We start from the raw sequence: 26,980 nt of genomic DNA, 5'->3' as shown, positions 1-26,980 counted from the left end.
CGGGGAGCCCGATTGCCGCGCGGACGTCTGGCCCGATGGATCAGGCTTCAGTCTGCGTGGCTGCGGCGTCCTTCGAGAGCTTCTTCACTTTCCCAGCACGCGACGGCGGACGGCACAGGCTGCACACGAAGTTCGCGTGCGGCTCATAAGCGTGCGTGACGAACTGTCCGCCGCAACATGTGCACGAGGAAAGCTGCAGCATATTGCTCTCGAAAAACCGTACTAACGTCCAGGCACGGGTGAAACTTAAGACAATTTCGCCGCCCAGCAGCGAAACGTGCTCGAGGTACAGACGGTAAGCGGCCACTACTGCACGAATGCCCGACGTCTCGCCTTCCTGCACCATGAACTGGTACGCGGAGAAGAACAGGGACGAATGGATATTCGGCAGCCAGGTGGTGAACCAGTCTGTCGAGAACGGGAGCATGCCCTTGGGCGGCGAGGCGCCCCGCAGCTCCTTGTAGAGGCGGATCAACCGGTCGCGCGAGAGCGTAGTCTCGGCTTCCAGCACCTGCAGGCGCGCGCCCAGGCCAATCAGCTCGATGGCGAGCTGGGTCTGGTTCGCGTCCTGCAGGACGCTTTTCCGGTTAGGTGCCGGTGTGGCCGTAAAGCTGCGGGCCGGCTGGGCCTGAAGGAGCGCGGTCAATTGAGCGACTCCACAGGTTGCCGGGCCAGCAGGATAGCAGCGTGGATCTGCTGCATATCATGGCTCTTGGCCGTGTGGGTGAGCGTGGACAGCAGCGCATGATCGTCAAAGCGGAAACGGCACAGCACCATGTTCGATGCTGCCAGCTTGACGAGTTGCGCCGAGGTCAGTTTGGCAAGAATGTCGGCAATTTCCTTGCTGACGCCAAGCCTGAACATGGCTTCCACCTGGTTTTCGCGCACCAGTCTTTGCGCGAGCAGAAGATAGGCGAGATTGACCTCCCTGATCTCCTGGAGAACTTCACTGCTTTCCAATTTTTCCCCGCTACCAAAACCCTTCGACCGCTTGTCCGGCGCTTACCAGCTTCGTGTCCATGAGGACCCTTGCCGGCGACCAGATCGTTTAGTGCGTGTTCGATGGGTACGACGTACTACGAAAGAACTTCGCCCGGTTACACCTTCTCTCAGAAACGTTACATCTGTTACAGAGTGTAAGTGAAACTGTTACGTTTATATCGGCAATCGGCCCGGAATGCCAATCCCTACTTGAGTTGGGGTCCGGCAAATGTCGCATGGAAAAGACATGGCCCGCCGAATTTGTAACACCAGCACACGCCTGCTTGTGGTTTACATCAAGCGTGCTCAAGCACGTAACGCATCGTGTACCAAACGGATACACGCCTTGTGCGGTGGACATGACATGGCCAAACAGCGCCCCGCAGATTCCACTATTGACGAACCATCGCGCCTTGGCTAAACACGCGCCGCAACCATGCGGCAAGCCGCGCGAAGACGTCATCAGGCGCCTCGCGGAACAGCTGGGGTCGCGCACGCTCCACTTGCTCGAGCATGCGTGCGGCCTCATCGGCACTGACCGAGCCGTACTCCAACGCAAGGCCCAGCAGCGCGCGCATCTCGCCCACCTTGCTGCGGCCCAGCGCCTCGCTCTGCTCAGTCTGCAACGCGTACATGACGTCATACGCGCGTTGGCGAAGACTGTCGGATATCCGCCACGCCGGGGTGCGCATGCGTTCCTCCAGCGTGCGGATGTCGATGGCGGAGGCAGAAATCTGCGCGGCCAGCGCTTCGGTGAAGGCGGCGTCGGCGCCGGCCTCGGTGAGGATCTGCGTGGCCCACTCGCGCGCGTGCTCCACGCGCTGCTGCGGCGTCCAGTCGGGCTGGATGGCCAGGCCGAAGCCGAAGCGCTGCGCGTCGCGCATCAGCGCCGCCAGCGCGTTGGGGAGCTGCTTGTCGAAGACCTTCTTGGCCCAGCCGTACTCGCCGCTGGCCAGTAGCCGCATCACGGCGCGCTCGGTCAGCGGGCCGTCCTGCTGCATCAGCCGCGCCCGCAGGAAGTCGTCGAACGCGGGCGGCACGAACTGCGGATCGATGCCGGTGGAAACTTTTACAAAGGCGTCGAAGTCCGCGCGCAGCCTTGCCGTGGCTTCGGCCGACAGCGACAGGTTGATATCGGTAGTCATGATGTCATCGCATGCAAACGCGCCCCGGCGCAGCTTTTACAACGCTGCAGCCGGGGCGCACGGCGCGACTGGGCACGGCAATCAGAGCGGCGTGGCGCCGGTCAGAATGCGCTCCAGTCGCCGTTGTCGGATCCATTACCGGCCGCCGTGGCGGACGGACGCAACAGCTTCGGCTCGGTCGCTGCCGTGTCGTCGGCGGCTTCCGCTGCCGCCGCACTGGCACCGGCCACGACCAGCGCCGTGCCAGCGGCCTTGTTACGCGCGCCACGGGCCTTGGCACCCTTCAGCGCCGAGGTCACCGCCTTGACGCCGGGCCGGGCCGCCGAACGCGCCGCAGGGGCGGCCGACAGGCCAAGCGCGGGCGCCGACGGCGCCACATCGTCATGCGACAGCTTGTAGCCCGACACCGAATCCTGGAGCTTCGACGCCTGATCCTGCAGCGAGCCGGCCGCCGCAGCGGCCTGCTCCACGAGCGCCGCATTCTGCTGCGTCACCTCGTCCATCTGCGCCACGGCCTGGTTCACCTGTTCGATGCCCGAGCTTTGCTCGGCGGAGGCCGCGCTGATCTCGCCCATGATGTCGGTCACGCGCTTCACGGCCTGGACGATCTCGCCCATGGTCGTGCCCGCCTGGCCCACCAGCGCTGCGCCGTTGTCCACGCGCGCCACGGTGTCGCCGATCAGGCCCTTGATTTCCTTGGCCGCATTGGCGCTACGCTGCGCCAGGCTGCGCACCTCGCCAGCCACCACGGCAAAGCCGCGGCCCTGTTCGCCGGCACGCGCCGCTTCCACGGCGGCGTTCAGCGCCAGGATGTTGGTCTGGAAGGCGATGCCTTCGATCACGCCGATGATGTCGACGATCTTGCGCGAGGCCTCGTTGATCTCGTCCATCGTCTTCACCACGCGACCCACCACCTCGCCACCGCGCACGGCGGTCTCCGAGGCATTGGCGGCCAGCCCGCTGGCCTGACGCGCGTTGTCGGCGTTCTGGCGGACCGTGCTGGTCAGCTCTTCCATGCTCGATGCGGTTTCCTCGAGCGAGGCCGCCTGCTGCTCGGTACGCTGCGACAGGTCGTTGTTGCCGGCCGCGATCTCGCGCGATGCGGTGCCAATCGATTCCGCCGATTCCTTGAACTCGCGCACCATCGACGACAGCTGCTCCTGCATCTGGCTCATCGCCAGCAGCAGGCTGCCACGGTCGCCGTTGCGCAGCGCCACCTTGCCCGAGAAGTCGCCATCGGCGATCTGCGAGGCGATCGACGCTGCGTAATCGGGCTCCCCGCCCAGCTGCTTCGACAGCTGACGCGCCAGGAACCAGCCCAGCAGCACGGAAAGCGCCAGACCGCCGACCACCAGGATCAGCATCAGCACGCGCGAGCTGTTATAGACGCTGGTCGATTCGTCCATGTTGAGCTTGGCGCGCTCGTCGCGGCGCTTGACCATCTTGAACAGCACGTCTTCCAGCGCGCGGCTGTCCTTGAGCAGGTCCGCGCTCTCGGTGAACACGGTGGATTCGAACTGCGACGTGTCCAGCGGCTGCTTGCCGACCAGCGCCACGTACTTCTCCATGCGTTCACGGAAGGCCGGCACCAGCGTTTCGTACTGCTTGACCATCGCCTGGCCTTCCGGCGAGGTGAACGAGTCCTTGGCGGCCTTCACGCGCGCTTCCATGGCGGCCAGCGATTTCTCGATGGTCTCGCGCTCGGTGGCGCGCTCGCCCATCGTCGAGGCGGACAGCAGCGCGATCTGCGAGCGGCTGGCGTAGACGAGGTTGATATTGCCGTCCTGCACGGCCTTCAGGGCCTGCAGATCGCTGTTATAGATCTTGCCGGTCCATTCCGCCATGCGCCCCATATTGACAACGCCCAGCAGGCCGATGATGGCGCCGATCACGGAAACGACCAGGAAGCCGGCAATAAGCCTGGTCGTAACGCGCAGTTGATTGAACCACTGCATAGAACTACCCCCTTCTGTCAAAAAAGACCGGGATGGGCATCGGTTGCCGCCTCCCGCGTTGTTATCGCGGCCGCTAGGCCGCTCTTACCCCGTTCCTGGCGCCACGTTGTGCCCGCGGCGTCTTGACGTTCAGATACTTGCGTACCCGGCTCCGCTTCCCACTTCCGGCGCCGGCAAGCCCTTGCGCGGGCGCGCCGGCCGGACTTCGGCCTGCATGCTGACGCGGAAGGTGGATACCGACTCGCGCAACCGGTTGGCCTGTTCTTCCAGTGCGCCGGCCGCGGCAGCGGCCTGCTCCACCAGCGCAGCGTTCTGCTGCGTCACCTCGTCCATCTGCGCCACGGCCTGGTTCACCTGTTCGATGCCAGAACTCTGCTCCGCCGATGCCGAACTGATCTCGCCCATGATGTCGGTCACGCGGCGCACGGCCTGCACGATCTCGTCCATGGTCGCGCCTGCGTCGCTCACCTGCGCCGCGCCGTTCTCCACGCGCGCCACGGTGTCGCCGATCAGGCCCTTGATTTCCTTGGCCGCGTTGGCGCTGCGCTGCGCCAGGCTGCGCACCTCGCCCGCCACCACGGCAAACCCCCGACCCTGCTCCCCGGCCCGCGCCGCTTCCACGGCGGCATTCAGGGCCAGGATGTTGGTCTGGAAGGCAATGCCTTCGATCACGCCGATGATGTCGACGATCTTGCGCGAGGCTTCGTTGATCTCGTCCATCGTCTGCACCACGCGGCCCACGGCGTCACCGCCGCGCACGGCAGTGTCCGAGGCATTGGCGGCCAGTCCGGTCGCCTGGCGGGCGTTGTCCGCGTTCTGGCGGACCGTGCTGGTCAGCTGCTCCATGCTCGAGGCGGTCTCTTCGAGCGAGGCCGCCTGCTGCTCGGTACGCTGCGACAGGTCGTTGTTGCCGGCCGCCACCTCGTGCGTGGCCGTGGAAATGCTCGCCATGCCTTCGTGGATGTCGTGCACCACGGACAGCAGGCTGCGCTGCATCGTGCGCATGGCCCGCGCCAGCGCGCCGATTTCATCGTTCGATTCGTGGTCGAAGCCAGTGGTCAGGTCGCCCGCGCCCATGCGCAGGGCGAAGTCGAGCATCTCGCCGACCGGGCGCTCCACCCGCGTCACCAGCATCGAGCCCGCCGCGAACGAGGACAGCACGGCCAGCCCGAAGGCGCCCCACAGCCACGGCCACAGTTGCGCAGCGGCCTCCGGCGCGAGCCAGTGCGCGCCGCCCGCAGCCGCCAGGAACCAGACCAGTCCGGCCAGCTGGGCCCAGAGGATGCGGCGCTTGAGGTCCACGCGCGTCAGGCGGCCCAGCAGCCCGGCGAGGCCCGTGCGCACCACGGCGCCATCGCGAATCGCCAGCCCGCGCGCCCGGTTCTCCCGGAAGCGCTGGTACAGCGCGGCGGTGGCGTCGATCTGCTCCCGGCTGGCCATCGCCCGGACCGAGGTGTAGCCCACCACACGATCTGCCACGCGCGTGGGCGTGACGGTGGCCAGCACCCAGTAGTGGTCGCCGTCCTTGCGGCGGTTCTTGACCACGCCGGTCCAGGACTGGCCGGCCTCCAGGGCGCGCCAGAGATCGGCGAACGCTTCCGGCGGCATGTCGGGATGGCGCACGAGGTTGTGCGCCGCGCCAAGCAGCTCCTCCGCCGTGAAGCCGCTGGTCTCGATGAACGCCCGGTTCGCGAACGTGATCCGTCCCTTGAGATCGGTTCGCGAAATCAGGTAGTCGTTCGGCGAGAGCAGGTGCTCGCGTTGGGTTACAGGCTGGTTGTTGCGCATGTCTCGTTGCTGCGTGAAAGCCGTGGGCGCCAGCGCGCTTTGTCAGGCGTACGCGCCGTGGGCCGGTGTGAAGTGGGGATCAGTGGCTGCTGGCCGCGGCGTCGATGGCGGCGAGGTCGTCGATGTTCATCAACTTCTCGATGTCCGCCAGGATCAGCATGCGGCCTTCGAGCGAGCCCAGCCCGCGGATGTATTCGGTGTCCACGCCGCCGGAGAGTGCCGGGGCGGGCTTGATCTGCGCCGGCGCCAGCGTCAGCACGTCTGACACGCCGTCAACCACGATGCCGGTGGTGCGTTGATGGAGATCAACGATGATCACCACGGTGTACTGGTCGTAGCTGACCTCGGCCTGATTGAACTTGATGCGCAGGTCGATGATGGGAACGATGATGCCGCGCAGGTTGATCACGCCCTTCAGATAGGCGGGCGCGTTGGCGATCTGCGTCACCGATTCGTAGCCGCGAATCTCCTGCACCTTCAGGATGTCGATGCCGTACTCTTCGCGACCGAGGCGGAACGCGAGGAATTCTTCACCCGCGCCGTCTGCCTTGTTGATGCTCGTATTCATGGTTGCCCCCGCTGGCTGGATGGGTCGAGGCCGGGGTTCCGTGCCCCTTGGCTTGTGGCGACCCGCGATTTGCGACCCACAATATGCGGCCAGAGGCAGCCGGCGCGCGCCGGACACCTGCTATGGCCCTCCAGTATTTACGGCAGCAAACGGGGTGAATGAAGGGCGACATGGCCCGCGACATTACCCCTCCGTGGGAGGGGTCGGCAGGTCCAGCAAGGCTTCCACCGACGCCATCAGTTCTTCCGGATCGAACGGCTTGGCCAGGAAACCGGACGCGCCAGCCTCGCGGGCCTGATCGCGGATGCGGTCGTCGTGCTCGGTGGAAAGCATCAGGATCGGCACGCCGGCATAGTCCGGCAGCGCCCGCAGCGCGCGGATCAGCGCCAGGCCGTCCATGCCGGGCATCACCTGATCGGTCACCAGCATCCCGAAGCGCCCTTCCAGCGCCACCTCGTGGGCCTCCTTGCCGTCGGCGGCCTCCGTCACCGTGTAGCCGCCAGCCCGCAGGCAGGCGCCGATCATGCGGCGAAGGGAAGGCGAATCGTCGACGACGAGAATGCTCGGGAGGGACATGGGAGGACTCCGGGGTAAAAGTTGGTCCGCCTGCGTGCGTGCAAGAGGCGCGCGCGCCCAGGCTGCTGGCGACGGACGGGCCAGCTGTGTGCACGCGGTACGCGTGCCACTGCCTGTCTTCAGCATATCGACCCGTTCGTGCCCGGATTTGAGGCAACAACGCGTCGATTAGAGGAAAGCTTCTAATCCGGGGATCCCGGCGCGAGGTCAGGCGCGCAGCGGTTCAGCGCCGTGCAGGGTGTCGGCGAACGCCGACGGCTCCAGCGGCAGCGCCATCAGGAAGCCCTGCACTTCGTCGCAGCCCATGCCGTGCAGGATGTCCAGTTGCGAGTTCGACTCCACGCCCTCCGCCACCACCTTCATGCGCAGTTCGTGCGCCAGCGCCACCATGGAGCCGACGATCGCGCGGCCCTGCGGGTCCGTATCGAGCCCGCCGATCAGCGTCCGGTCGATCTTGAGCGTGCCTACGCGCAGCCGCTTCAGGTAACCCAGGCTTGAATAGCCGCTGCCGAAGTCGTCCAGCGCCACCTGAATGCCCAGCGCCTGCAGTTCCGCCAGCGTCTCCAGCGACTTGCCGATGTCCTTCATCGCCGCCGTCTCGGTAATCTCCAGCGTGATGGCCGAAGGCGGAATGTCGTGCTGGTGGATCTGTTCCAGCAGGTACTGCGGGAAATTCCGGCTCGCGAAGCGCAACCCGGACACATTGATCGCCACCGGCACGATGGGCAGCCCGGCATCGTGCCACTGGCGCACCTGCGCGCAGACCGTGGCGATCACCCAGTCGTCGAGCTTGTCGATCTGGCCCGACTGCTCGGCCACCATGATGAATTCGGCCGGATTGACCGCGCCCAGCGTGGGATGGCGCCAGCGGCACAACGCCTCGGCGCCCACCACGCGGCGGGTCTTCACATCGAACTTGGGCTGGTACATCAGCCGCAGGCCGTCGTCCTGGATGGCCAGCCAGAGGTCGCGCCGGATCACGCGCATGCGGCGCGCGCGCTCGCCGGCGGCGGAATTGAACACGCGCACCTGGTTGGAGCCGCTCTCGCGCGCCTCCGCCAGGCTCACGCGGGCGGCCTGCATCAGCGCCTCGGAGGTCTGCGCGTCGCGCGGATAGATGGCGATGCCGATATTCACGCCGATCTGCATCTGCAAGCCCCGCGCCGCCACGAACTCCGCCAGCGAGCCGAGCACGCGCGAGCCCAGTTCATGCGCCCGGCTGTGCTGCACCAGTTCCGGCACGCCCACGGCGAATTCGTCGCGCGCCAGTCGGGCCAGGAAGTCGTGCGGCTCCAGCGCGGCCTGCGCCAGCGCACCGGCGTCCTGGGCGAGGATGTCGTCGGCGCGCACCTCGAATACTTCGTCCACCTCGCGGAAATCGGCGATATGGATCAGCAGCACCGCGCAGCCGGTGTCGGAGAGCCGCGCATGGGCGATGGTCTGGTCGAGCCACCGCGCGAACGCGTTGCGGTCCGGGAGGTCGGTCGTCACGCTGTACTCGCCGACCGGTGCCTGTCCACGCGCGGCGGGCCGCACGGTCAGGCCGGGAATGCGCGACAGGCCGCGCCGCCCTGCCCGCTGCTCCTGGCGCGAGACCATGCCGGCAGGCAGTTCGTCGATGCCATCGCCCGCCAGAACCGGCTCCACGCCAGCCGGCAGCCAGCCGCGCGACTGCGCGCGGTGCACGGCGAACATCGCGGCGCAGAGCAGCGCCAACCCGCCGGCCAGCCAGCCCGGTGCGGGCAGCCCGGTCGCTTCCACGCAGGCGCGGGCGCTCAAGCCCGTGCCACCGCACACGCCTCCCAGGCGCGCGCCAGCCACGGCCACCAGGCCGGCGCCGGACGCCATCGCCAGCGCCACACCCCAGCCGCGTCGGCCTTGGCGGAACCAATGGAAGATGGGCGGAATCACTTGCGCGACGATGGCCGTCGCCGCCAGCGTCGCCACGAACGTGGCGGCCATCTTCACGCCGTCATTGGCGGCGGTGAGCGTGCCGGAGGCGATGGCCACCCAGACCGGCATGCCGAGCGTGGCCTGCGACATCAATGCCGCCGACCACGTCAGGCTGCGCGCGGCCTTGCGGCCCGGCGTGCGGTCGCCCGATGCCGTGCGGCGCGCGCGCGCGGCGGCAAGGCCGAGCACGGACGCAAGCATCAGGAGGCTGTAAGTCGTGGCAGTCATGGGGGCGGCGCGTTTGTGGCGGGCACGGATGCCGGCATACCCTCGATGCGGGCCATCGGGCGGCCCGTATCACGGCATCGTGTCTCCGCCATGGGAACAGTCAAGCGCTTACTTCAAACGATGATTGGGCGATCAGAACGCGGCCCAGTCGTCGTCCCCGCGCGAGGCAGGGGCCGCCCCCGACGCCGACAACTGCGGGCGCACCAGCTGCGGCTCGCGCGACTTGCGCACCACCGGCGGCCGTGCGCTGGCGGGGCGGGCGGCAGCGCGTGCCGGGCCCGACGCGGGCGACGACATGGCCAGCTTCGGCGCGGCATGCACCGGGGCCGGCGCGGCGGCGCGACGGCCGTCCTCGCCACCCAGCGTGAACACCGACACCACGTTCTTGAGCTTCTGCGCCTGCTCCTCGAGCGCACCGGCGGCAGCCGCCGCTTCCTCGACCAGCGCCGCGTTCTGCTGCGTCACCTGGTCCATCTGGTTCACCGCCTGATTCACCTGCTCGATGCCGGTGGTCTGCTCCTGCGACGCCGCGCCGATCTCGTTCATGATGTCCGTCACGCGACGCACGGCCTGTACGATCTCGCCCATGGTCTGGCCGGCCTCGGCCACCAGACGCGTACCGCTTTCCACGCGCTGGCCCGATTCGCCGATCAGCGTCTCGATTTCCTTGGCGGCGTTGGCGCTGCGCTGCGCCAGGCTGCGCACCTCGCCGGCCACCACGGCAAAGCCACGGCCCTGTTCACCGGCCCGCGCCGCTTCCACGGCGGCATTCAGCGCCAGGATGTTGGTCTGGAAGGCGATGCCTTCAATCACGCCGATGATCTCGACCACCTTGCGCGAGGCGCCGTTGATCTCGTTCATCGTATCCACCACGCGGCCCACCACGTCGCCGCCCTTCATGGCGATCTGCGACGCCTCGCCAGCCAGCACGCCAGCCTGGCGCGCGTTGTCGGCGTTCTGGCGCACCACCGTGGTCAGTTCCTCCATGCTCGCCGCGGTCTGCTCCAGCGACGACGCCTGTTCCTCGGTGCGCTGCGACAGGTCGGTGTTGCCGGCGGCAATCTGCTGCGTGGCCGAGGCAATCGAATCGGTACCGCCGCGCACTTCGGCGACGATGCCCGACAGGCTCTCCTGCATCTTCGCCAGCGCCTGCATCATCCGGCCGATCTCGTTCTTCGACATGCTGACGATGCGCGAGGTCAGGTCACCGCGCGCCATGCGCTCGAACACGTCGAGCGCTTCCTCCACCGGGCGCACGATCGCACGTTGCAGCATCACGGCCGCCAGGATGGCAACGACGGTTCCGGCCACAATCAGGACGATCGACAACAGGCGAATGCTCTCAAAACGGGCCTGGGCGCCTTCGAAGCTGCCCTTGGCCACGTTCATCTGGAATTTCTCGAGCTTCTCGTGGGCCGTGGCCATCGTGCGCTGGAGGTCGGGCAGCACGTCGCGGGCCAGGCGCAGGGACTCTTCGCGGTTACCGGCGACCAGCGCCTGCTGGAGCGGCGTCACGCCCTTCTCGAAGAAAGCCTGGCGCGCGACGCCCAGCGGGGTGGCGAGCGCCTTTTCCTCATCGCCCTGGGGCAGCGCCAAATAGCGCTTCCAGCCGGCGTTGGACGACTCGACGAAGATCATGGAGCGGTCCACGTTCTTCTTCATGTCGTCGCTTTCGCTGCCGGGCATGACGCCACGGTCCAGCGCCAGGCGCACGCGGGTGGTGCCCAGCATCGCCTCGCTCAGCGCAAGCGCCGAGGCAAGCTGGTTCGAATAGGTTTCCTTCAGCGCATCATTGGTTTGCGAGATGCCATGCAGCCCGGCCCCGCCCACCAGCAGCAGGATGGCGGTGAGCACGACCATGGCGCCCCGCAAAAGGGTCTTGATCTGAATATCGTTGTGAAAGGACATGATTCGCTGAATGAATAGGAGGAAACCCGGCGCCCTCCCGGCACCGGTCCGGCAGGCGGACACCCCTGGCAGCCTGCTCAAGACACGATAACGGCGCGGTCTCAACCATCCTTGAGGCACCCGGCAAATCGAATTCACTGTGCGGATAAGGCACCCGAGGCAAATGCGCAAAATGCGGTGGCATACACCGCACATATGCCCCGGATGCACTGCACAAAACGGCCGACTCAAACAGGCGAATCGTCTCAAATGCGGCAGAATCCGAAACGCGTCGGCACGCCAGTTCAGCGCCCTCCGAATATCGCGCCGTTTTGCATCTACGGGCCGCGCGCTGCCGTGCCGTATCGATGGTTATCCTGACCACCCGGGTATTCGCGCTGGCGTTACTCGATTGCCGCGGCAAATGCCGGCGGCGACAGCCCTCCCTGATAAAAGTTCAGGGGATTAAGTGATTTGAGACTTTTCGCAAATTGACCCCCGGCGCGGAAAAGGGATTTGCAGGGCGGGGTGCAGCGGTTATAATGCCCTCGACAATTCGCGGACCCATCTATAAATAGAGGCTTGGAAATGGCGACCTATCAGGAAATCGTTCAGAAAATCAGCGAACTGCAGAAGCAGGCGGAAGAGATCAAGTCGCGCGAGCAGGCGACTGTGATTGCCGATATTCGCGAAAAAATCGAACAATATGGCCTGACCGCCGACGATCTCGGATTTGGCAGCGGCAAGGCCGTGGCCAGCAAGAAGGCCGCGCGCAAGGTGCCGGTGCGCTATCGCGACAGCGCCGGCAATACCTGGACCGGCCGCGGCAAGCGCCCGGGCTGGCTGACCCAGGCCCTGGCCAACGGCAAAACGGTGGAAGATTTCCTGATCCGCTGATCGCCGCGTCACCGCACCAACAAAAAACCGGGCCAAGGCCCGGTTTTTTGTTGCGCGTCGGTTATCCCGCTGCCGCAGAAACGGGTACGCGCCCCGTCATCGCTCAGCCGGTAAACCCGTTCGGATTCATTGACTGCCAGCGCCACGAGTCCTCGCACATGCGGTCGATGTCATGCTGGGCGCGCCAGCCAAGCAGCTCCTGGGCAAGCGCCGGATCGGCATAGCAGGAAGCGATATCGCCGGGCCGCCGCGCCACGATTTCATAAGGAACAGGCCGGCCGCTCGCACGTTCGTAAGCCTTCACCACCTCCAGGACGCTGTAGCCACGGCCGGTGCCAAGGTTCACGGTCATGCCGCGCGGCTGCTCGCGCAAGTATTTCAGCGCAGCCACATGGCCGTCGGCCAGGTCGCAGACGTGGATATAGTCGCGCACGCCGGTGCCATCCACGGTGGGGTAGTCGCCGCCATAGACGCTCAGTTTCTGCCGGCGGCCACCCGCCACCTGGGCCACATACGGCATCAGGTTGTTGGGAATGCCGCCCGGGTCCTCGCCAATCAGCCCGCTGTCATGGGCACCAACCGGATTGAAATACCGGAGATATCCGATTCGCCAACTCGCATCCGAAATCTCGATATCGCGCAGAATCTGCTCGCCCATCAGCTTGGTCTGGCCGTACGGATTGGTCGCGGACAGCGGAAAATCCTCGAGGATCGGCACGGCATGCGGATTCCCGTAAACCGTGGCCGACGAACTGAATACCAGTTGTTTCACGTTGGCCGACTGCATCGCGGCGCAAAGCGTCAACAATCCGTTGAGATTGTTGCTGTAATACTCGATCGGCTGGCTCACCGACTCGCCCACCGCCTTCAACGCGGCAAAATGGATCGCACCGGAAATCTTGTGTTCGGCGAACAGCTTGTCCAGCAGCGCGCGGTCACGCACGTCGCCTTCGACGAAATTGGGCGTCGCGCCGGTAATCTGCGCCAGGCGTTCGACAACTGCACGGTTGCTGTTACAGAGATTATCGATACCGACAACGTTGTAGCCTGCTTCGTGCAGTGCCACCCAAGTGTGGGAAGCAATATAGCCGGTGGCACCGGTCAGCAGTAAGGTCTCAGCCATGGAACGGATCAGGGTCAGAAATAGGAATTCGGGGGCGATGCCACGCGCCGGATCGGGCGCATTTGCGCGGGGCGCTCATCATAGCCGGCGCGGGTTACGCCCAACATATCACGGCTGCGTCACAGCGCCATCGTCAAGACGGCTGAGGCGCGGCGGACCGGGTCGGCGGCAGGCCGGCACGTGCCTGCCACGCCTCATAGGCGGCGTGCAGCCGCCAGCCGGACTCCAGATCGCGCATGCCGAGCACCTGGGCCACCTTGGCCGGTGCAGTACCGGCATCGAAGTGCATCGCACCGCACGTATTGCGCAGCGTCTGCGGCGACGCCCGCTCGCGCCGCCCGGCCAGCACGCCGGCCTCTTCTAATAGAAGCTCCACGCGACGGTAGATCGAAGCCGCATGCATCGGCCGGCCATTGGCCATCGCCGGGAAGACCAGTTCGCCGAGCGTGCCGGCGGCCGCGCGCAGCGCCAGCCAGTGGCGCAGCGGCACCTCGGCGAACGGGAACAGCGGCACGGTATAGGCGCGGCCGTTGTCCGGGCGCACCATGCGCAGGGCCAGCGCGGCGCCCTCTCCACCATCGCCAGCCCCTTCCTCCAAGCCGTCGATGGTTTCCACGCGCAGCGCGCGCACCTCTGCCACCTTCAGGCCGCCACCCAGCAGCACGGCGATCAGCGCCACGTCGCGCGCGCGCTTCCACTGCGTAGGCGAAATGCCGCGCGACAGGTCCGGCCGCTCGAGCCCATCGGGCGACAGCACGCGCGCCACCAGCAGATCGCGCTCGCCCGGCAGCAGGAAGGCCGTGGGGTCGTTATCCCCCTCCGTCAGATGATTCTTCACCGCCTGACTCGCGGGATTGTGCAAGTTCTGTTGCAGCAGCGAGAGATGGTGGAACACGCGCTCGATCAGCCGCGCATAACGATAACGATGGCGCTTGTGCAGGTCCTGGGCATCGAGAAACGCGCCGATCTGCCCCGCCGACCACGTCAGCGGCGGCAAACCCTGCTCGCCGGACCAGCGCAGCAGCTTGCCCCACATCGCCCGATAGACGACGGCGGTGCCGTGCCGGAAACCGTGGCTGGCCAGCCAGCCGTCGAAGGCGCGCTCGGGTTGACGGCGCCAGGCGTCGAGGTCGGCATCGAACAGGGCATCGGGCTGCGGGTCGGCCCCGGAAAGCGTGGTCAAGAGTGCTCCTGGATGACGCGCCGCGAAAAACGGCGATGCGTGCATTGTAGACAACCCGGCACACGAAGCTGCCTGCCGCTTGCAAAACGCCTCCGCGTCGTGATACCTTGCCACTCACTATGCAACCAGTTGCATAGAACAGATTCCACTACGACTTTCGACGTGATCGGAGGAGACCCGATGCGAAACCTCTCACTCGCGCCCGCCGCGGCGCAATCGCTGGATACGTGGCACACGATGATCGCCACCCACAATATGGACGCGCTCGATAGCATCGTTGCCGACGAAGTGGTGTTTCGTTCACCCGTGGCGCACACGCCCTACCCGGGCCGCGCCGCCATCCAGCTGGTGCTGACCACGGTGAACGAGGTCTTCGAGGACTTCCGCTACCACCGCAGCTTCGTCGGCGACGACCAGGCGAGCGTGGTGCTCGAATTCAGTGCCAATGTGGCCGGCAAGGCGCTGAAGGGCATCGACATGATCCGTTTCGATGCCACCGGAAAGATCGTCGAATTCGAAGTCATGGTGCGCCCGCTGAGCGCATTGCAGGCGCTGGGCGAGGCCATGGGCGCCCGCCTCGGCGCCCAGAAACACATCTTGCGGGGCGCCTGAGCGACTCGTATTTCCACGCCCCATCTATTAGAGATCAGAGGAATCCCATCATGGCCCTTCCCGCCCTGCTCCAGAACCTGTCGCTGCCGGCCGTCTGCTCGCCGCTGTTCATCATTTCCAATCCCGACCTCGTGATCGCCCAGTGCAAAGCCGGCGTGGTCGGCTCGTTCCCGGCGCTGAACGCACGCCCGGCCGAGAAGCTCGAGGTATGGCTGGACCGCATCACCACGGAACTGGCCGAGCACGACGCCAAGCACCCGGACCGTCCGTCCGCCCCGTTCGCGGTGAACCAGATCGTGCACAAGTCCAACGACCGCCTGGAGCACGACCTGGAACTGTGCGTGCGCTACAAGGTGCCCATCGTCATCACCTCGCTCGGCGCGCGCAAGGAAGTCAATGACGCCGTGCATTCCTACGGCGGCATCGTGCTGCATGACGTCATCAACAACACCTTCGCGCGCAAGGCGATCGAGAAGGGCGCGGACGGGCTGGTCGCCGTGGCGGCCGGCGCGGGCGGCCATGCCGGCACACTGTCGCCGTTCGCGCTGCTGCATGAAATCCGGGAATGGTTCGATGGCCCGCTGCTGCTGTCCGGCGCCATCGCCAGTGGCAACGCCGTGCTGGCCGCGCAGGCCGCCGGGGCGGACCTTGCCTATATCGGCTCGGCCTTCATCGCCACCCAGGAAGCGAACGCGCAGGACGCCTACAAGCAGATGATCGTCGACAGCTCCGCGGACGATATCGTCTATTCCAACTTGTTCACGGGCGTACACGGCAATTACCTGCGCAACAGCATCGTGCGCGCGGGGTTGGACCCGGAAGCCCTGCCGACCTCCGATGCCTCGAAGATGAATTTCGGCTCGGCGAGCGTCAAGGCGTGGAAGGACATCTGGGGCGCCGGCCAGGGCGTGGGCGCGATCAAGCGCGTGGTGCCGGCCGGTGAACTGGTGCGTCGATTTGTGGAGGAGTATGCACTCGCTCGCCGTCGCCTCGGTCTGGCCGAAGCCGCCCCGGCCAGCGCGGCCTCCGCGCTCGACGTGGCCTGACGGTAGCAGTTACGTGTTGTCGCTGGCGGCGGGAGTCGCCAGCAGCGGCAGCAGATCCTTGGCCCACTTCACCCAGTCTTCCTCATAGCGGATGCCGCGCCTGAGCAGCGCATGATGGATCTGCCGCGTGCGGTCGGCCTGCCCGGCCGCGAAGTCCTTCTGCTCGATCTTGAGAAACGTCTCAAGCCGCGCCTCATGCAGCGCGATCAGCCGTGCCATCTCGTCGGCCAGTCCCAGTGGCCCGATTGCAGCATCTGCACGTAGCTTCACCAGAATTTCCTCACGCTGATCGATCCCCAGCCCGGGGGCGAGCACCCAGCGCGCCAGTTCGTCGCGACCAGCCGGCAACACGCGATACACCTTCTTGCGACTCTTCTTCTCCACGCCATCGGCCTCGGCGGGCTCGCCGCCGTTGGTGCCATTGCTCGCGCCATTGCCCTGCTCATCGGCCGCAATCCAGCCGTGATCGGCCATGCGGCCCAGTTCCCGATAGATCTGCTGATGCGTGGCGTGCCAGAAATAGCCGATGGACTTGTCGAACCGGCGCGCGAGGTCGTAGCCGGAGGACGGCTTTTCGATCAGCGAAATCAACAGGGCGTGCTGGGTAGACATGAGGCGGGATCTGGGTGCGGGGGCCTGGCATGAAGGTTGCGACCCTGCCCCGCGATGAGCGGGTGAGGTCGCGGCGAAGCTGCCCGGTATGGTAACGCGCAAGTCACGCGGCGTCATGCCGTTAACCCATGGGACGCGCTTGTTGCGCCCCAGGCATCGGCAATGCGCGCCGGCGTCTATTTATGACAATTTAGTCAATTGTCTCGAAACAGATCTAAAAAAAACGAAATGGCATTTCCCGACCGCTTGCAATACATTCCAGACATTGCCACCCGCATGCGCGCGCCCCTTTGCCGGCCCAACGTTCCGCGTCATGCGTCTCCCGGGAGTTGTCTATGAACGCAAGACCGGAATTCACCGAAGGCTCCGCCGCTGGCGAGGCCGCCGCGCCTGTCCTCGCGGCCCGCGCCCGCGCCGGTTCGGCCCCGATCTACTACCGGCTGCCCGACACGCCGGAAGGGCATCACATCAAGGAATACGCAAGCGGGCTGCGCCAGCTCGTGCGCTTTGTCGGTGTCGAGGAACAAGTGGTCAAGTACAGCCTGGCCTGATTTCCCGCACACCGGCCCGTGTCGGTTGTCTCCTCCTGTCCCTCCGGGACCTGGGATTTCTGCCCGCGACTGGTTCGCGGGCTTTTTCTTGCGGCGTATCAAATGGCCTCGCGGGTAGTTGCCGCGTGGTTTGACCGGGTCTCACCGGCGGGCCTACAATGCCGCCATAAACTACGTTCAAGCGGGTGCAAAAACGTAGCGCCGCCTGGGCAACCAGGTCCCACCTGGAGTGGGAAATCCGCGCAAGCGGAAAGAGAACCCCGCCTACGACGGCTGCCACTGGCAGCCGTTGGTCTTTCTAGGCCCGGATTGGCCTCCCCTCGTAGACCGCCTTCAACAGCGTGTCGAGTTTGACGCGACGGGCAGTACGCTGGCGCGCCGTCAGTCCGCCATCGGGCCCAGACCGCGCCGTGGTAGCGCACGGTGCCGAACTTCCGCGCGACGTCCGGCGGCGCGTCGTCAAGCCACTCAATCGCTTCGGCCTTCATCTCGTCCTTCACTGCGTGGGATCAAAGATGCACATTCCAGGAATCCCGCAGCCGGCCGAACTGCGTCAGGTCAAACGTCGCCCATAAAAAAAACCGGCCCATCGGGCCGGTTCCCAGTACTGCTTACTGCGTACTGCGTGCTTCAGTGCTGCAACGATCAGTCCACCGTCGCGCCGGAGGCCTTCACGACCTTGGCCCACTTGGCGGACTCGGACTTCATGAAGGCGGCGAGCTGGGCCGGCTTTTCCGGGTTCGGCTCGGCGCCTTGTTCGGCCATCTGCTTCTTCACTTCCGGCATGGCGAGGATCTTCACCACTTCGGCGTTCAGGCGGTCGACGATCGGCTGCGGCGTGCCGCCCGTGGCGTACAGCGCGAACCACGACGTGGCTTCGTAGCCGGGCACGCCGGCTTCGGCCACCGTCGGCACGTCCGGCAGGGCCGGCGAGCGCTTGCCCGAGGTCACGGCGATGGCGCGCAGCTTGCCAGCCTTTACGTGCGGGTACGACGACGGCATGTTGTCGAACATCAGGCCGATCTGGTTGCCCAGCAGGTCGTTCACGGCCGGGGCGCTGCCCTTGTACGGAATGTGCTGGATGTGCAGGTTGGTCATCGAGTTGAACAGCTCACCCGAGAGGTGCATCGACGAGCCGCTGCCCGACGAGCCGTACGACAGCTTGTCCGGGTTGGCCTTCACGTAGGCGATCAGTTCCTTCACGTTGTGCACCGGCACCTTCGGGTTCACCACGACGATGTTCGGCACCATGGCCACGCGCGTGATCGGCGCGAAATCCTTCACCGGATCGTACGGCAGCTTGGAGTACAGCGACTGGTTGATGGCGTGCGTGCCGATGGTGCCCATGAACAGCGTGTAGCCGTCGCCCGGGGCCTTGGCGGCCAGCGAAGCGCCGATGTTGCCGCCCGCGCCAGGACGGTTGTCCACCACCACGGGCTGGCCCAGGGCCTTGCCCAGCTGCAGGCTGACGATACGCGCCAGGATGTCGGTGGTGCCACCGGCCGAGAACGGCACGATCATCGTGATCGGCTTGGTCGGATAGGTGCCCTGTGCCTGCGCGCCGCCCACGGCGGCAATGCCGGCGGCCAGTGCCACACCAGCGGCCAGCAGGCGTCTGCGCGCCTTCGAAGGTTGATTGGTCATGCTCATCTTGTGCTCCAGGAATGAAATGCTCGCCAACGGCTGGGATAGGTGCCGCCGGCGCCAAGCTTTGAATCGCTATTTCCGCCCCGTGCCAGGGCGGGCATCTTTCTTATACGGGCGCCACGCCCAGCGTGGTTCCGCCGCAGACGTACAGCACCTGTCCGGTCACGAAACCATTCTCGGGCGAGAGGAAGAAGAGCGAGGCACGCGCCACGTCTTCCGGCGTTCCCATTCGTTTCACGGCGATGCTTGCCAGGATGCGCCGTGTTTGTTCGCTGCCCTCCGGATTGCTCCGGCGGAACAGCTCGGTGGCGATGGGACCCGGTGCCACGGCGTTGACGGTGATGCCGTCGCCGCCCAGCTCCATCGCCAGCGTTCGGGTCATGCCAACCAGCCCGGCCTTGACCGCGGAATACACCACGCGGTCGGGCTTGCCCAGCGCCGCGCGCGAGGCCATGTTGACGATGCGGCCAAAGCCGGCTGCACGCATCGCGGGCAGGCAGGCCTGGGTGAGCAGCATGGTGGCCTGCAGCGTCAGGCCCACTACGTAGTCTAGGTCGGCCGTGGTGGCCGTGTCGGCGGTACCGGGGCGGGTGGCGCCGGCGTTGTTCACCAGCCGCGTCACGGCGAAGCGCGACGTCACCTGCGCCGCCGCCGCGCGCGTGGCGTCGGCGTTGGTCAGGTCGGCCTGGAAGAACGTCATGTTGGGGTGCGACCACGCGGGTTCCGCGTAATCGACATTGACCACCTGGGTCACGCCATCGGCGAGCAGCATTTCGGCAATGGCGCGGCCGATACCGGAACTGGCGCCGGTGATAAGCGTGGCAACGGGAAGGGACATCTCGGTACTCCGTACCGGCAACTTCAGCCGGGTCCGTCAGAAAAAGATGCGGCCAGCCGGCGAGCCCGTCGGCCCGGCCGCATTGCTCTACCTCGTTGGGGAAGAGACACCACTGAAACTTCCCATCCGGGTAAACGGCAGGAAGCGGACGAAACTTGAGGGGCGCCCGGCGCCCCTCAAGCCCGTCAGGACACGTTCAGCAACGGTCAGACGCGTTCGATCACCATGGCGATGCCCTGGCCCACGCCGATGCACATCGTGCACAGCGCGTAGCGGCCGCCGGTGCGATGCAGCTGGTACATCGCCGTGGTCACCAGGCGGGCGCCGCTCATGCCGAGCGGGTGGCCCAGCGCGATGGCGCCGCCGTTGGGGTTCACGCGCTTGTCATCGTCGGCGATGCCGAGCTGGCGCAGCACGGCCAGCCCTTGTGCAGCAAACGCCTCATTCAGTTCGATCACGTCGATCTGGTCCAGCGACATGCCCAGCTGCTTCATCAGCTTCTGGGTAGCCGGGGCCGGGCCGATGCCCATCACGCGCGGCGCCACGCCGGCGGTCGCCATGCCGACGATGCGGGCACGCGGGGTCAGGCCGTGCTGCTTCAGGCCGGCTTCGCTGGCCAGCAGCAGGGCGCAGGCGCCGTCGTTCACGCCCGAGGCGTTACCGGCGGTGACCGTGCCGTCGGCGCGGACCACGCCGCGGAGCTTGGCCAGCGCTTCCATGCTGGTGGCACGCGGATGTTCGTCGCGCTCCACCACGATGGCGTCGCCCTTCTTCTGCGGAATGGTGACCGCCGTGATTTCCTGGGCCAGCGTGCCGTCGGCCTGGGCGCGGGAAGCCTTCTCCTGGCTGCGCAGCGCCATCAGATCCTGGTCTTCGCGGCTGATCTTGTAGTCGGTGGCGACGTTCTCGGCGGTCTCGGGCATCGAGTCCACGCCGTAGGCGGCACGCATCGCCGGGTTGATGAAGCGCCAGCCGATGGTGGTGTCGAAGATCTGCGCATCGCGCGAGAAGGCCGAGGTGGCCTTGCCCATCACGAACGGGGCGCGGCTCATGCTTTCCACGCCGCCGGCGATCATCAGCGTGGCTTCGCCGGACTTGATGGCGCGCGCGGCCGTGCCGGTGGCGTCCATGCCGGAGCCGCACAGGCGGTTGATGGTGGCGCCGGGCACGGCCTCAGGCAGGCCCGCCAGCAACGACGACATGCGCGCCACGTTGCGGTTGTCCTCGCCAGCCTGGTTGGCGTTGCCGTAGATCACGTCATCGATGGCGGACCAGTCCAGGTTCGGGTTACGCGCCATCAGGGCGCGCAGCGGCACGGCGCCGAGGTCGTCCGGGCGCACCGCGGACAGGCTGCCGGCATAACGGCCGATGGGGGTACGGATGGCGTCGCAGATGAAAGCGTCAGTCATGTTCTGTCTCACTCGTCTTTGGTATGGGTCAGGCGGCCACGGGCTGCAGCAGCGGTACGCCGGTCAGGCGCTGGAGTTCGTCGAAGCTCAGGCCGTCGACGAGGTCGCGGGCGACCAGACCGTCCGGCGTCACGTCGATGGTCGCCAGGTCGGTGTAGATCCGCGTGACGCAGCCGATGCCCGTCAGCGGGTAGGTGCACTCGCGCACGACCTTGCTTTCGCCCTGCTTGGTCAGGTGTTCCATCATCACGAACACCTGCTTGGCACCGATGGCCAGGTCCATCGCACCGCCCACGGCGGGGATGGCGCCCGGCGCGCCGGTGTGCCAGTTGGCCAGGTCGCCGGTCTGCGAGACCTGGAACGCGCCCAGCACACAGAAGTCGAGGTGACCGCCACGCATCATCGCGAACGAGTCGGCATGGTGGAAGTAGGAGCCGCCGGCCTTGATCGTCACCGGCTGCTTGCCGGCGTTGATCAGGTCGCCGTCTTCCTGGCCGGCCGCGGGCGCGGGGCCCATGCCGAGCAGGCCGTTTTCGCTCTGGAGCAGGATTTCACGGTCGGCCGGCAGGTGGTTGCCCACCAGGGTGGGCAGGCCGATGCCGAGGTTCACCACGGCACCGTCGGGAATGTCTTGGGCCACGCGGGCGGCCATCTGGTCGCGGGTCAGGCGGTTCATTGTGATCTCCTTGGCTTCAGGCGGCTTGATCGGCGTTGGCGGCTTTGGCGGCCTGGGCGGCGCCTTCGATCTTGACCACGCGCTTGACGAACAGGCCCGGCGTGACAATGTGCTCGGGGTCCAGCTCGCCCAGTTCCGCGATGTGGCTCACCTGCACGATCGCGCATTTGGCGGCCATGGCCATGATAGGCCCGAAGTTGCGGGCGGTCTTGCGGTAGGTGAGGTTGCCCCAGCGGTCCGCCGTGTCGGCCTTGATCAGCGCGAAGTCGGCGTGGATCGGCGACTCGAACACATAGCCCTTGCCGTCGATGATGCGGGTTTCCTTGCCTTCAGCCAGCGGGGTGCCGTAGGCGGTGCGGGTGAAGAACCCGCCGATGCCGGCGCCGGCGGCGCGGATGCGCTCGGCCAGGTTGCCCTGCGGCACCAGTTCCAGCTCGATCTCGCCGGCGTGGTAGAGCGAGTCGAACACGTACGAATCCACCTGACGCGGGAACGAGCAAATGATCTTGCGCACGCGCTTGGTCTTGAGCAGCGCGGCCAGGCCGGTGTCGCCGTTGCCGGCGTTGTTGTTGACGATGGTGAGGTCGCGTGCGCCTTGTGCGATCAGCGCGTCGATCAGCTCGGCCGGCATGCCGGCCATGCCGAAGCCGCCAATCAGGATCGTGGCGCCGTCGTGGATACCGGCCACTGCCGCTTCCACCGAGTCATATAGCTTGTTGATCACTTGCGTTCCAGTACGGAAAAGTCCGGCAGCGAGGGCCGGGACCAGCCGCAAGGGGGCGGCACGCAAAACTGTCTCCGGCGTCATGCAGGACGGGGCGTCCGCGCCGTCTGTCCCATGCCTGGGGCATGGTGGCGGGCGCAGACCGGGTCCAACAATCTTGGTGTTGTCTTGGCGGCCGTCTGTGTGCGGCCATGAGTGCATCTGAAACCTGCGAATCCTGCTGAAAGTTCGCTATTCGAACTCCAATTCGCAGACTGAACAAAGGTTACACCCGGCGCGGAAACAGGGTCAAGGCGGCCGGTCCCGTGGCGGGCGATAATCGCACCCGCCCGCGAGGGGTGGCCGCCATCCCTTCAGGGTAGACGCAGCACGGCCTGACTGCCGCTCACACCGGGGCGTACCTCCAGCCGCACATCGATGCGCTCGCGCAGCTCCGTCACGTGCGAAATGATGCCGACCAGCCGGCCCGCCTGCTGGAGGTCCAGCAGCGTGCGGATCGCAAAATCGAGGCTCTCCGGGTCCAGCGTGCCGAAACCTTCGTCCACGAACAGCGTGTCGAGCTGGATGCCGCCGGCGCGCGACTGCACCACATCGGCCAGCCCCAGCGCCAGCGACAGCGAGGCGAGGAACCCCTCCCCGCCGGACAGCGTATTGGCGGGCCGCGCGCTGCCGGTGTCATGGTCGAACACTTCGAGATCGAGCCCGCCCGCCACGCGCTGGTCGCCCTGCTCGCGCACGCGCTGCAAGGCGTAGCGGCCCCGGCTCATGCGCATCAGCCGCAGCGACGCCGCCTCGAGCACCTCGTCCAGCAGGGTCGCCAGCACGAAGCGCTGGAACGTCATGCGGCGCGGATTGTTGCCGTTGGCCACCTCCGAGAGCCGGCCCAGCACGGCGTAGCGCGCCTCCACATCGCGGCTGTCCTCGGCCAGCGCATCGAGCAGCGCCTGGCATTGCAGCAGCGCGTCGCGCGCGGCGGCGAGTTCGGTGCGCTGGCGGATGGCATCCTCCAACTGCACGGCCGCCGTGTCACGCGCAGCCAGCAGCGCGGGCAGGTCCGGCGCGGCGATGGCCTGGGCGATGGCGGCGGTGCGCGCGCGGTGCTCGGCAGCGGTGGCCAGATCGATATCGAAACGGCGCACGGCTTCGTCGAGTGTGGCGATGGCGTCCGGCGCGAGCGTGGCGGCGGCATAGGCCGTGACATCGGCGAATCCGGCCTGCGCCAGCGCATCGGCCAACTCGGTGTCGCACTGGACCGTACGCGCGTCGGCCTGGGCCACGTGCTGCTGGGCCGATGCCAGCGCGGCCTGGCTGCCGGAGAGCGTCGCCGCTGCCTGCCGGTCCGCAGCCTGTGCCACTTCCAACGCCGCTTCCAGCGCGCCGGCATGGCGGCGGGCCGCTTCGAGCGATGTGGCGATCACATCGGGATCGCGCGATTCGGCTGGCACCTGCGCGCTGGCGGCTTGCCATTCGCCCTCGCGCTTGGCCTGATCCTGCGCGGCGGCGCGCGCCTGCGCATCGGCGGCGCTGGCGGCAGCCTCGCTGGTGGCGAGCGCCGCCCGGCCCTGCGTGGCCGCCGCTTCCAGTTCCTGCGCACGCTGCGCCGCCGCTTCCGCCTGCGTCACGGCGGCGGACAGCGCGGCCACGTCGGCCTCCAGCCGGCGCGCGCCGTCTTCCGAACCATCGTCGCTCGATTCAGCGATATCGGCCAGTCGCTGCTGGGCCTGCGCGACGTCCGCATCGGCCTTCTGGCGTGCCGCCGTGGCCTCGGCGAGCGCCTCGTCGGCACGCTGGAGCGCGGCGCGGCTCGCGTCGAGGTCGTCATCGGTCACCAGCGCCAGCACCTGCTGCGCCAGCGCCGGGTGATCGGTGCCGCCGCACACCGGGCAGGCATCGCCACGATGCAGCCCGGCAGCCAGCCGCGCGGCCTGTCCCACGCGCCAGGCGGCTTCCGACTGCGCCAGCGCGGCCCGCGCGGTGTCGCGTGCGGCGCTGGCCCGGGTCCATTGCGTCTGGGCAGCCGTCTGCGCCGCGCGCAGCGGCGGCAGGGCAACTTCCACCTGTCGATATTTGCCGATGCGCGCCAGGCGCTCGCGCGCGTTGTCGCGCTGGAGCCGCGTGGCGTCGAGCGGGGCCGCCGTGGCGCGCGCCTGCGCCAGCGCCTCGTCCAGCGCCTGCTGGCGCTTGGTGCCGGCATCCAGCGCCGCCACAGCCTTGGCGTGCGCCGCCTGCGCGTGGGTCAGGGTGGCATTGGTCTGCGCCAGCGCGTGTTGCAGCAGGCCAAGCTGCCGCGCACGCGGCAGCAGGTCTTCCAGCGTCCTCGCGCTCCGCTGCGCCGCCTGCCGTTCCTCGGCGCGGGCCAGTTCGGCACGCAGGGCGACGGTGGCGGCGTCCGCCTCTTGCCGGTCGCGCGCGGCGGCGGCCTCGGCCCGGGCCAGCGCCTCGCGGGAGGCACCCTGCTCGCGGCGTGCCACCTCGGCATTGYGCGCCACCGGGGTCACGTGCGCCGCGCGCTGGGCCGCCCGCAGCCGGGCGCGCTCCAGATCCATGGCCGGCGTACGGGCGCTCAGGCGCGCGTGCGTGGCCTCGGCCTCCTGCCACGCCGTGCGCTGCGCCTGTTCCATCTCGCCCTTGCGCAGCGACGCCTGCGCCGCTTCGCTCGCGGCGCGCGCCAGCGCTTCACGCTGCTGCAAGCCCAGCAGCGCCTCCTGCTGCGTGGCGATGCGCTCCGCGAGCGCCTCCGTCGACGGCAGCGTGTACTGCTCCAGCAGCGTGCGGCGGCGCAGCCCGATCTCGTCGGCCTCGCGCCGGATGCCTGCCGCCTGATCCTTGAGGTGCTCCTCCACGCGGCGATACAGCTCGGTACGGAACAGCCGCTCCAGAATCGCCTGCCGCGCGCGCGAGTCGGCCGTCAGCAGTTCGCGGAAGCGCCCCTGCGGCAGCACGATCACCTGCCGGAACTGCGCGCTGTCGAAGCCGAGCAGGTCGCGCACGGCATCGCCCACGCGGTTCGGCTGGCTCGCCTTGTTCCGCCAGCCGTCGTCCATCATCACGTCGAGCTGCGCCTTGGCGGCCTCCTTGACGAAGCCGCCGGCCGCGCGCTGGCTCGGCCGGTCCTGCGTGGGCGAGCGCGTCACCCGGTAGCGCGTGGCGCCCAGGCAGAATTCCAGCGTGACTTCGGTACGCAGCGCCGGATCGGCGTTGGCGCTGCGCATGTCCTGCGGGTTGCGCTCGCCGCCCGAGGTGTCGCCGTACAGCGCGAAGCAGATCGCGTCGAGCAGCGTGGTCTTGCCGGCGCCCGTGGGGCCGTGGATCAGGAAGAACGCCTGATCGCCCAGCTTTGTGAAGTCGATGGTCTCCGTGGCCGCGAACGGGCCGAATGCCTGGAGCGTCAGGTGCAGCGGTTTCATGCCGATTCCCTTTCCGCCGCGGCCATGTCGGCCAGCAGGTCGTCCAGCGTCCGGCGCTGATCGCCGTCAAGATCCGCGTCCGCTACCTCGCGGAAGAAGTTGGCGAACAGCGTGCCCGTATCGAGTTCCCGCAACTGCCGCCCCGCCGCGCTGGCCTGCCCGGTGCGCGCCAGCACCGTGCGCTCCATCGCCAGCGCATTCGGGTAGACCTGGCGCAGCCGCGCCATCGGGTCCAGCAGCGCGCCGGTATCGGACAGCACTGCATAGATATAGTCGTCGCGGCGCGGGTCGTCCATGCCCTGCGCCAGCAGCGTGGCCAGTTCGCCCTGGAGCACGCGCAGGTCGCGTAGCGGCTGGAGGGCGATCGGCTCGATCGTCACCTGCCCGGCGCCGTCGATCTCCACCAGCGACACCGACTTCATGTGCTCGGTTTCCGACAGCGAGTACTTGAGCAGCGAGCCCGAGTAGTGCACCCGCTCGCCGATGGTCTGGGGCCGGTGCAGGTGACCGAGCGCGACGAAATCGAAGCCGGCGAACACCTCCGCCGCCACCGCCCCGCTGCCGCCGACGGAAAGCGGCCGCTCCGACTCGCTCACCGTCCCGCCCACCACGAAGGCGTGGGCCACCGCCACGGCGCGCACACCGGGCGGATGGGTGGCGCGGATGGCCGCCAACTGTGCCTGAAGCGCCGCTTCGTGGCTGGGCAGGTCCAGCCCGAGCGCATCTCGCACGGCGGCCGGCTCCGCGTAGGGCAGCGCATAGATGCGCACTTCGCCATCGGCGTCGTGCAGCGTCACGCAACTGGCCTGCGGCCCGGTGCGCCCCGCCACGTGCAGCCCCTGCGCGGCCATCAGGCGGGCGCCGAAGCCGAGCCGGTGCGCGCTGTCGTGATTGCCGGCGATCATCACCACGGGCACGCCCGCGTCCACGACGATGCGCGCCAGCACGTCGTCCAGCAGCGCCACGGCCTCGGGCGGTGGCACGGCGCGGTCGTAGACATCGCCCGCGATCAGCACGGCGTCTGGCCGTACGTCACGGACCAGCGCGACGAACTGGTCGAGCACATGGGCCTGGTCTTCGAGCAGGCTGCGGGCGTGGAACAGCCGACCAAGATGCCAGTCGGCGGTGTGGAGAAAACGCAATCTGAATCCTTCGGCGCCGTGGCGCGAGAAGC

Annotated in this window: 23 protein-coding genes; 4 read left to right on the top strand and 19 right to left on the bottom strand. The window is 67.3% G+C overall.

Going from position 1 to position 26,980, the window contains the following annotated elements; all coding sequences use genetic code 11:
* Positions 1-40 precede the first annotated feature (40 nt).
* From flhC to AC1DP9_RS13860, 9 genes are all read right to left on the bottom strand, one after another.
* The gene (gene flhC, locus AC1DP9_RS13900; RefSeq protein ID WP_092295943.1) at positions 41-646 is read right to left on the bottom strand and encodes a flagellar transcriptional regulator FlhC; all 606 of its coding nucleotides are present in this window, start codon (positions 644-646) and stop codon (positions 41-43) included.
* Positions 643-960, bottom strand: coding sequence for a flagellar transcriptional regulator FlhD (gene flhD / locus AC1DP9_RS13895; protein WP_010812713.1), 318 nt, complete (start codon positions 958-960; stop codon positions 643-645). Before flhD ends, flhC begins: the two co-directional genes overlap by 4 nt.
* A gap of 413 nt (positions 961-1,373) precedes the next feature.
* Positions 1,374-2,126 carry a DUF4088 domain-containing protein gene (locus AC1DP9_RS13890; protein ID WP_092295946.1) on the bottom strand — a complete coding sequence of 251 codons (753 nt, stop codon included), beginning with the start codon at positions 2,124-2,126 and terminating at the stop codon, positions 1,374-1,376.
* A 101-nt stretch (positions 2,127-2,227) separates the two neighbouring features.
* Positions 2,228-4,081: a methyl-accepting chemotaxis protein gene (locus AC1DP9_RS13885; RefSeq protein WP_477107684.1), complete on the bottom strand. Its 1,854-nt coding sequence runs from the start codon at positions 4,079-4,081 to the stop codon at positions 2,228-2,230.
* Between the two features lie 129 nt (positions 4,082-4,210).
* Positions 4,211-5,869 carry a methyl-accepting chemotaxis protein gene (locus AC1DP9_RS13880; RefSeq protein ID WP_092295952.1) on the bottom strand — a complete coding sequence of 553 codons (1,659 nt, stop codon included), beginning with the start codon at positions 5,867-5,869 and terminating at the stop codon, positions 4,211-4,213.
* Positions 5,870-5,948: 79 nt separating this feature from the next.
* Complete coding sequence (locus AC1DP9_RS13875; RefSeq protein WP_092295955.1) at positions 5,949-6,437, bottom strand: chemotaxis protein CheW; 489 nt, start codon at positions 6,435-6,437, stop codon at positions 5,949-5,951.
* A 183-nt stretch (positions 6,438-6,620) separates the two neighbouring features.
* Positions 6,621-7,013 carry a response regulator gene (locus AC1DP9_RS13870; protein ID WP_441592655.1) on the bottom strand — a complete coding sequence of 131 codons (393 nt, stop codon included), beginning with the start codon at positions 7,011-7,013 and terminating at the stop codon, positions 6,621-6,623.
* A gap of 207 nt (positions 7,014-7,220) precedes the next feature.
* Positions 7,221-9,194 carry a putative bifunctional diguanylate cyclase/phosphodiesterase gene (locus tag AC1DP9_RS13865; RefSeq protein WP_477107683.1) on the bottom strand — a complete coding sequence of 658 codons (1,974 nt, stop codon included), beginning with the start codon at positions 9,192-9,194 and terminating at the stop codon, positions 7,221-7,223.
* A 132-nt stretch (positions 9,195-9,326) separates the two neighbouring features.
* Entirely contained in the window at positions 9,327-11,102 is a 1,776-nt protein-coding gene (locus tag AC1DP9_RS13860) for a methyl-accepting chemotaxis protein (RefSeq protein ID WP_477107682.1), read from the bottom strand.
* A gap of 567 nt (positions 11,103-11,669) precedes the next feature.
* Here AC1DP9_RS13860 and AC1DP9_RS13855 point away from each other — a divergent pair.
* Positions 11,670-11,978, top strand: a complete 309-nt coding sequence (locus AC1DP9_RS13855; protein WP_092295967.1) for an H-NS histone family protein — start codon at positions 11,670-11,672, stop codon at positions 11,976-11,978.
* A gap of 103 nt (positions 11,979-12,081) precedes the next feature.
* Here the strand turns inward: AC1DP9_RS13855 and galE are convergent, their stop codons facing one another.
* Together galE and AC1DP9_RS13845 are read right to left on the bottom strand one after the other, a co-directional pair.
* Positions 12,082-13,101, bottom strand: coding sequence for a UDP-glucose 4-epimerase GalE (gene galE / locus AC1DP9_RS13850; protein ID WP_477105316.1), 1,020 nt, complete (start codon positions 13,099-13,101; stop codon positions 12,082-12,084).
* Between the two features lie 133 nt (positions 13,102-13,234).
* Positions 13,235-14,329, bottom strand: coding sequence for a tyrosine-type recombinase/integrase (locus AC1DP9_RS13845; RefSeq protein WP_441592658.1), 1,095 nt, complete (start codon positions 14,327-14,329; stop codon positions 13,235-13,237).
* Positions 14,330-14,464: 135 nt separating this feature from the next.
* Here AC1DP9_RS13845 and AC1DP9_RS13840 point away from each other — a divergent pair, with 135 nt between their 5' ends.
* Positions 14,465-14,896, top strand: coding sequence for a nuclear transport factor 2 family protein (locus AC1DP9_RS13840; RefSeq protein WP_092295976.1), 432 nt, complete (start codon positions 14,465-14,467; stop codon positions 14,894-14,896).
* A 50-nt stretch (positions 14,897-14,946) separates the two neighbouring features.
* The gene (locus AC1DP9_RS13835; protein WP_477107681.1) at positions 14,947-15,942 is read left to right on the top strand and encodes an NAD(P)H-dependent flavin oxidoreductase; all 996 of its coding nucleotides are present in this window, start codon (positions 14,947-14,949) and stop codon (positions 15,940-15,942) included.
* A gap of 9 nt (positions 15,943-15,951) precedes the next feature.
* Here AC1DP9_RS13835 and AC1DP9_RS13830 read toward each other — a convergent pair whose 3' ends face one another.
* Positions 15,952-16,554, bottom strand: coding sequence for a PadR family transcriptional regulator (locus AC1DP9_RS13830; protein ID WP_477107680.1), 603 nt, complete (start codon positions 16,552-16,554; stop codon positions 15,952-15,954).
* 335 nt (positions 16,555-16,889) lie between these two features.
* On the opposite strand from AC1DP9_RS13830, the gene AC1DP9_RS13825 reads away from it, so the two are divergent.
* On the top strand, positions 16,890-17,105 hold the full coding sequence (locus AC1DP9_RS13825) for a hypothetical protein (protein WP_092295985.1): 216 nt from the start codon (positions 16,890-16,892) through the stop codon (positions 17,103-17,105).
* Between the two features lie 645 nt (positions 17,106-17,750).
* Here the strand turns inward: AC1DP9_RS13825 and AC1DP9_RS13820 are convergent.
* The 7 genes from AC1DP9_RS13820 to AC1DP9_RS13790 all read right to left on the bottom strand — a co-directional run bounded on the left by AC1DP9_RS13820 (position 17,751) and on the right by AC1DP9_RS13790 (position 26,948).
* Entirely contained in the window at positions 17,751-18,755 is a 1,005-nt protein-coding gene (locus AC1DP9_RS13820) for a Bug family tripartite tricarboxylate transporter substrate binding protein (RefSeq protein WP_092295988.1), read from the bottom strand.
* A 103-nt stretch (positions 18,756-18,858) separates the two neighbouring features.
* The gene (locus AC1DP9_RS13815; protein ID WP_092295991.1) at positions 18,859-19,590 is read right to left on the bottom strand and encodes an SDR family NAD(P)-dependent oxidoreductase; all 732 of its coding nucleotides are present in this window, start codon (positions 19,588-19,590) and stop codon (positions 18,859-18,861) included.
* Between the two features lie 206 nt (positions 19,591-19,796).
* Complete coding sequence (gene pcaF, locus AC1DP9_RS13810; RefSeq protein WP_441592662.1) at positions 19,797-20,999, bottom strand: 3-oxoadipyl-CoA thiolase; 1,203 nt, start codon at positions 20,997-20,999, stop codon at positions 19,797-19,799.
* 28 nt (positions 21,000-21,027) lie between these two features.
* Positions 21,028-21,675, bottom strand: a complete 648-nt coding sequence (locus AC1DP9_RS13805; protein ID WP_092295997.1) for a 3-oxoacid CoA-transferase subunit B — start codon at positions 21,673-21,675, stop codon at positions 21,028-21,030.
* Between the two features lie 16 nt (positions 21,676-21,691).
* On the bottom strand, positions 21,692-22,399 hold the full coding sequence (locus AC1DP9_RS13800; protein WP_092296000.1) for a 3-oxoacid CoA-transferase subunit A: 708 nt from the start codon (positions 22,397-22,399) through the stop codon (positions 21,692-21,694).
* 353 nt (positions 22,400-22,752) lie between these two features.
* Positions 22,753-25,806 (bottom strand): AAA family ATPase, encoded by a 3,054-nt coding sequence (locus tag AC1DP9_RS13795; protein ID WP_477107679.1) that lies wholly within the window; start codon positions 25,804-25,806, stop codon positions 22,753-22,755.
* Entirely contained in the window at positions 25,803-26,948 is a 1,146-nt protein-coding gene (locus AC1DP9_RS13790; protein ID WP_477107678.1) for an exonuclease SbcCD subunit D, read from the bottom strand. The genes AC1DP9_RS13795 and AC1DP9_RS13790 overlap by 4 nt, the downstream gene beginning before the upstream one ends.
* Positions 26,949-26,980 lie beyond the last annotated feature (32 nt).

This window comes from Cupriavidus sp. 01L43 (assembly GCF_056399925.1).
Note: the sequence above shows the minus strand (reverse complement) of the source record. Positions and strands in the feature narration are given on the sequence as shown.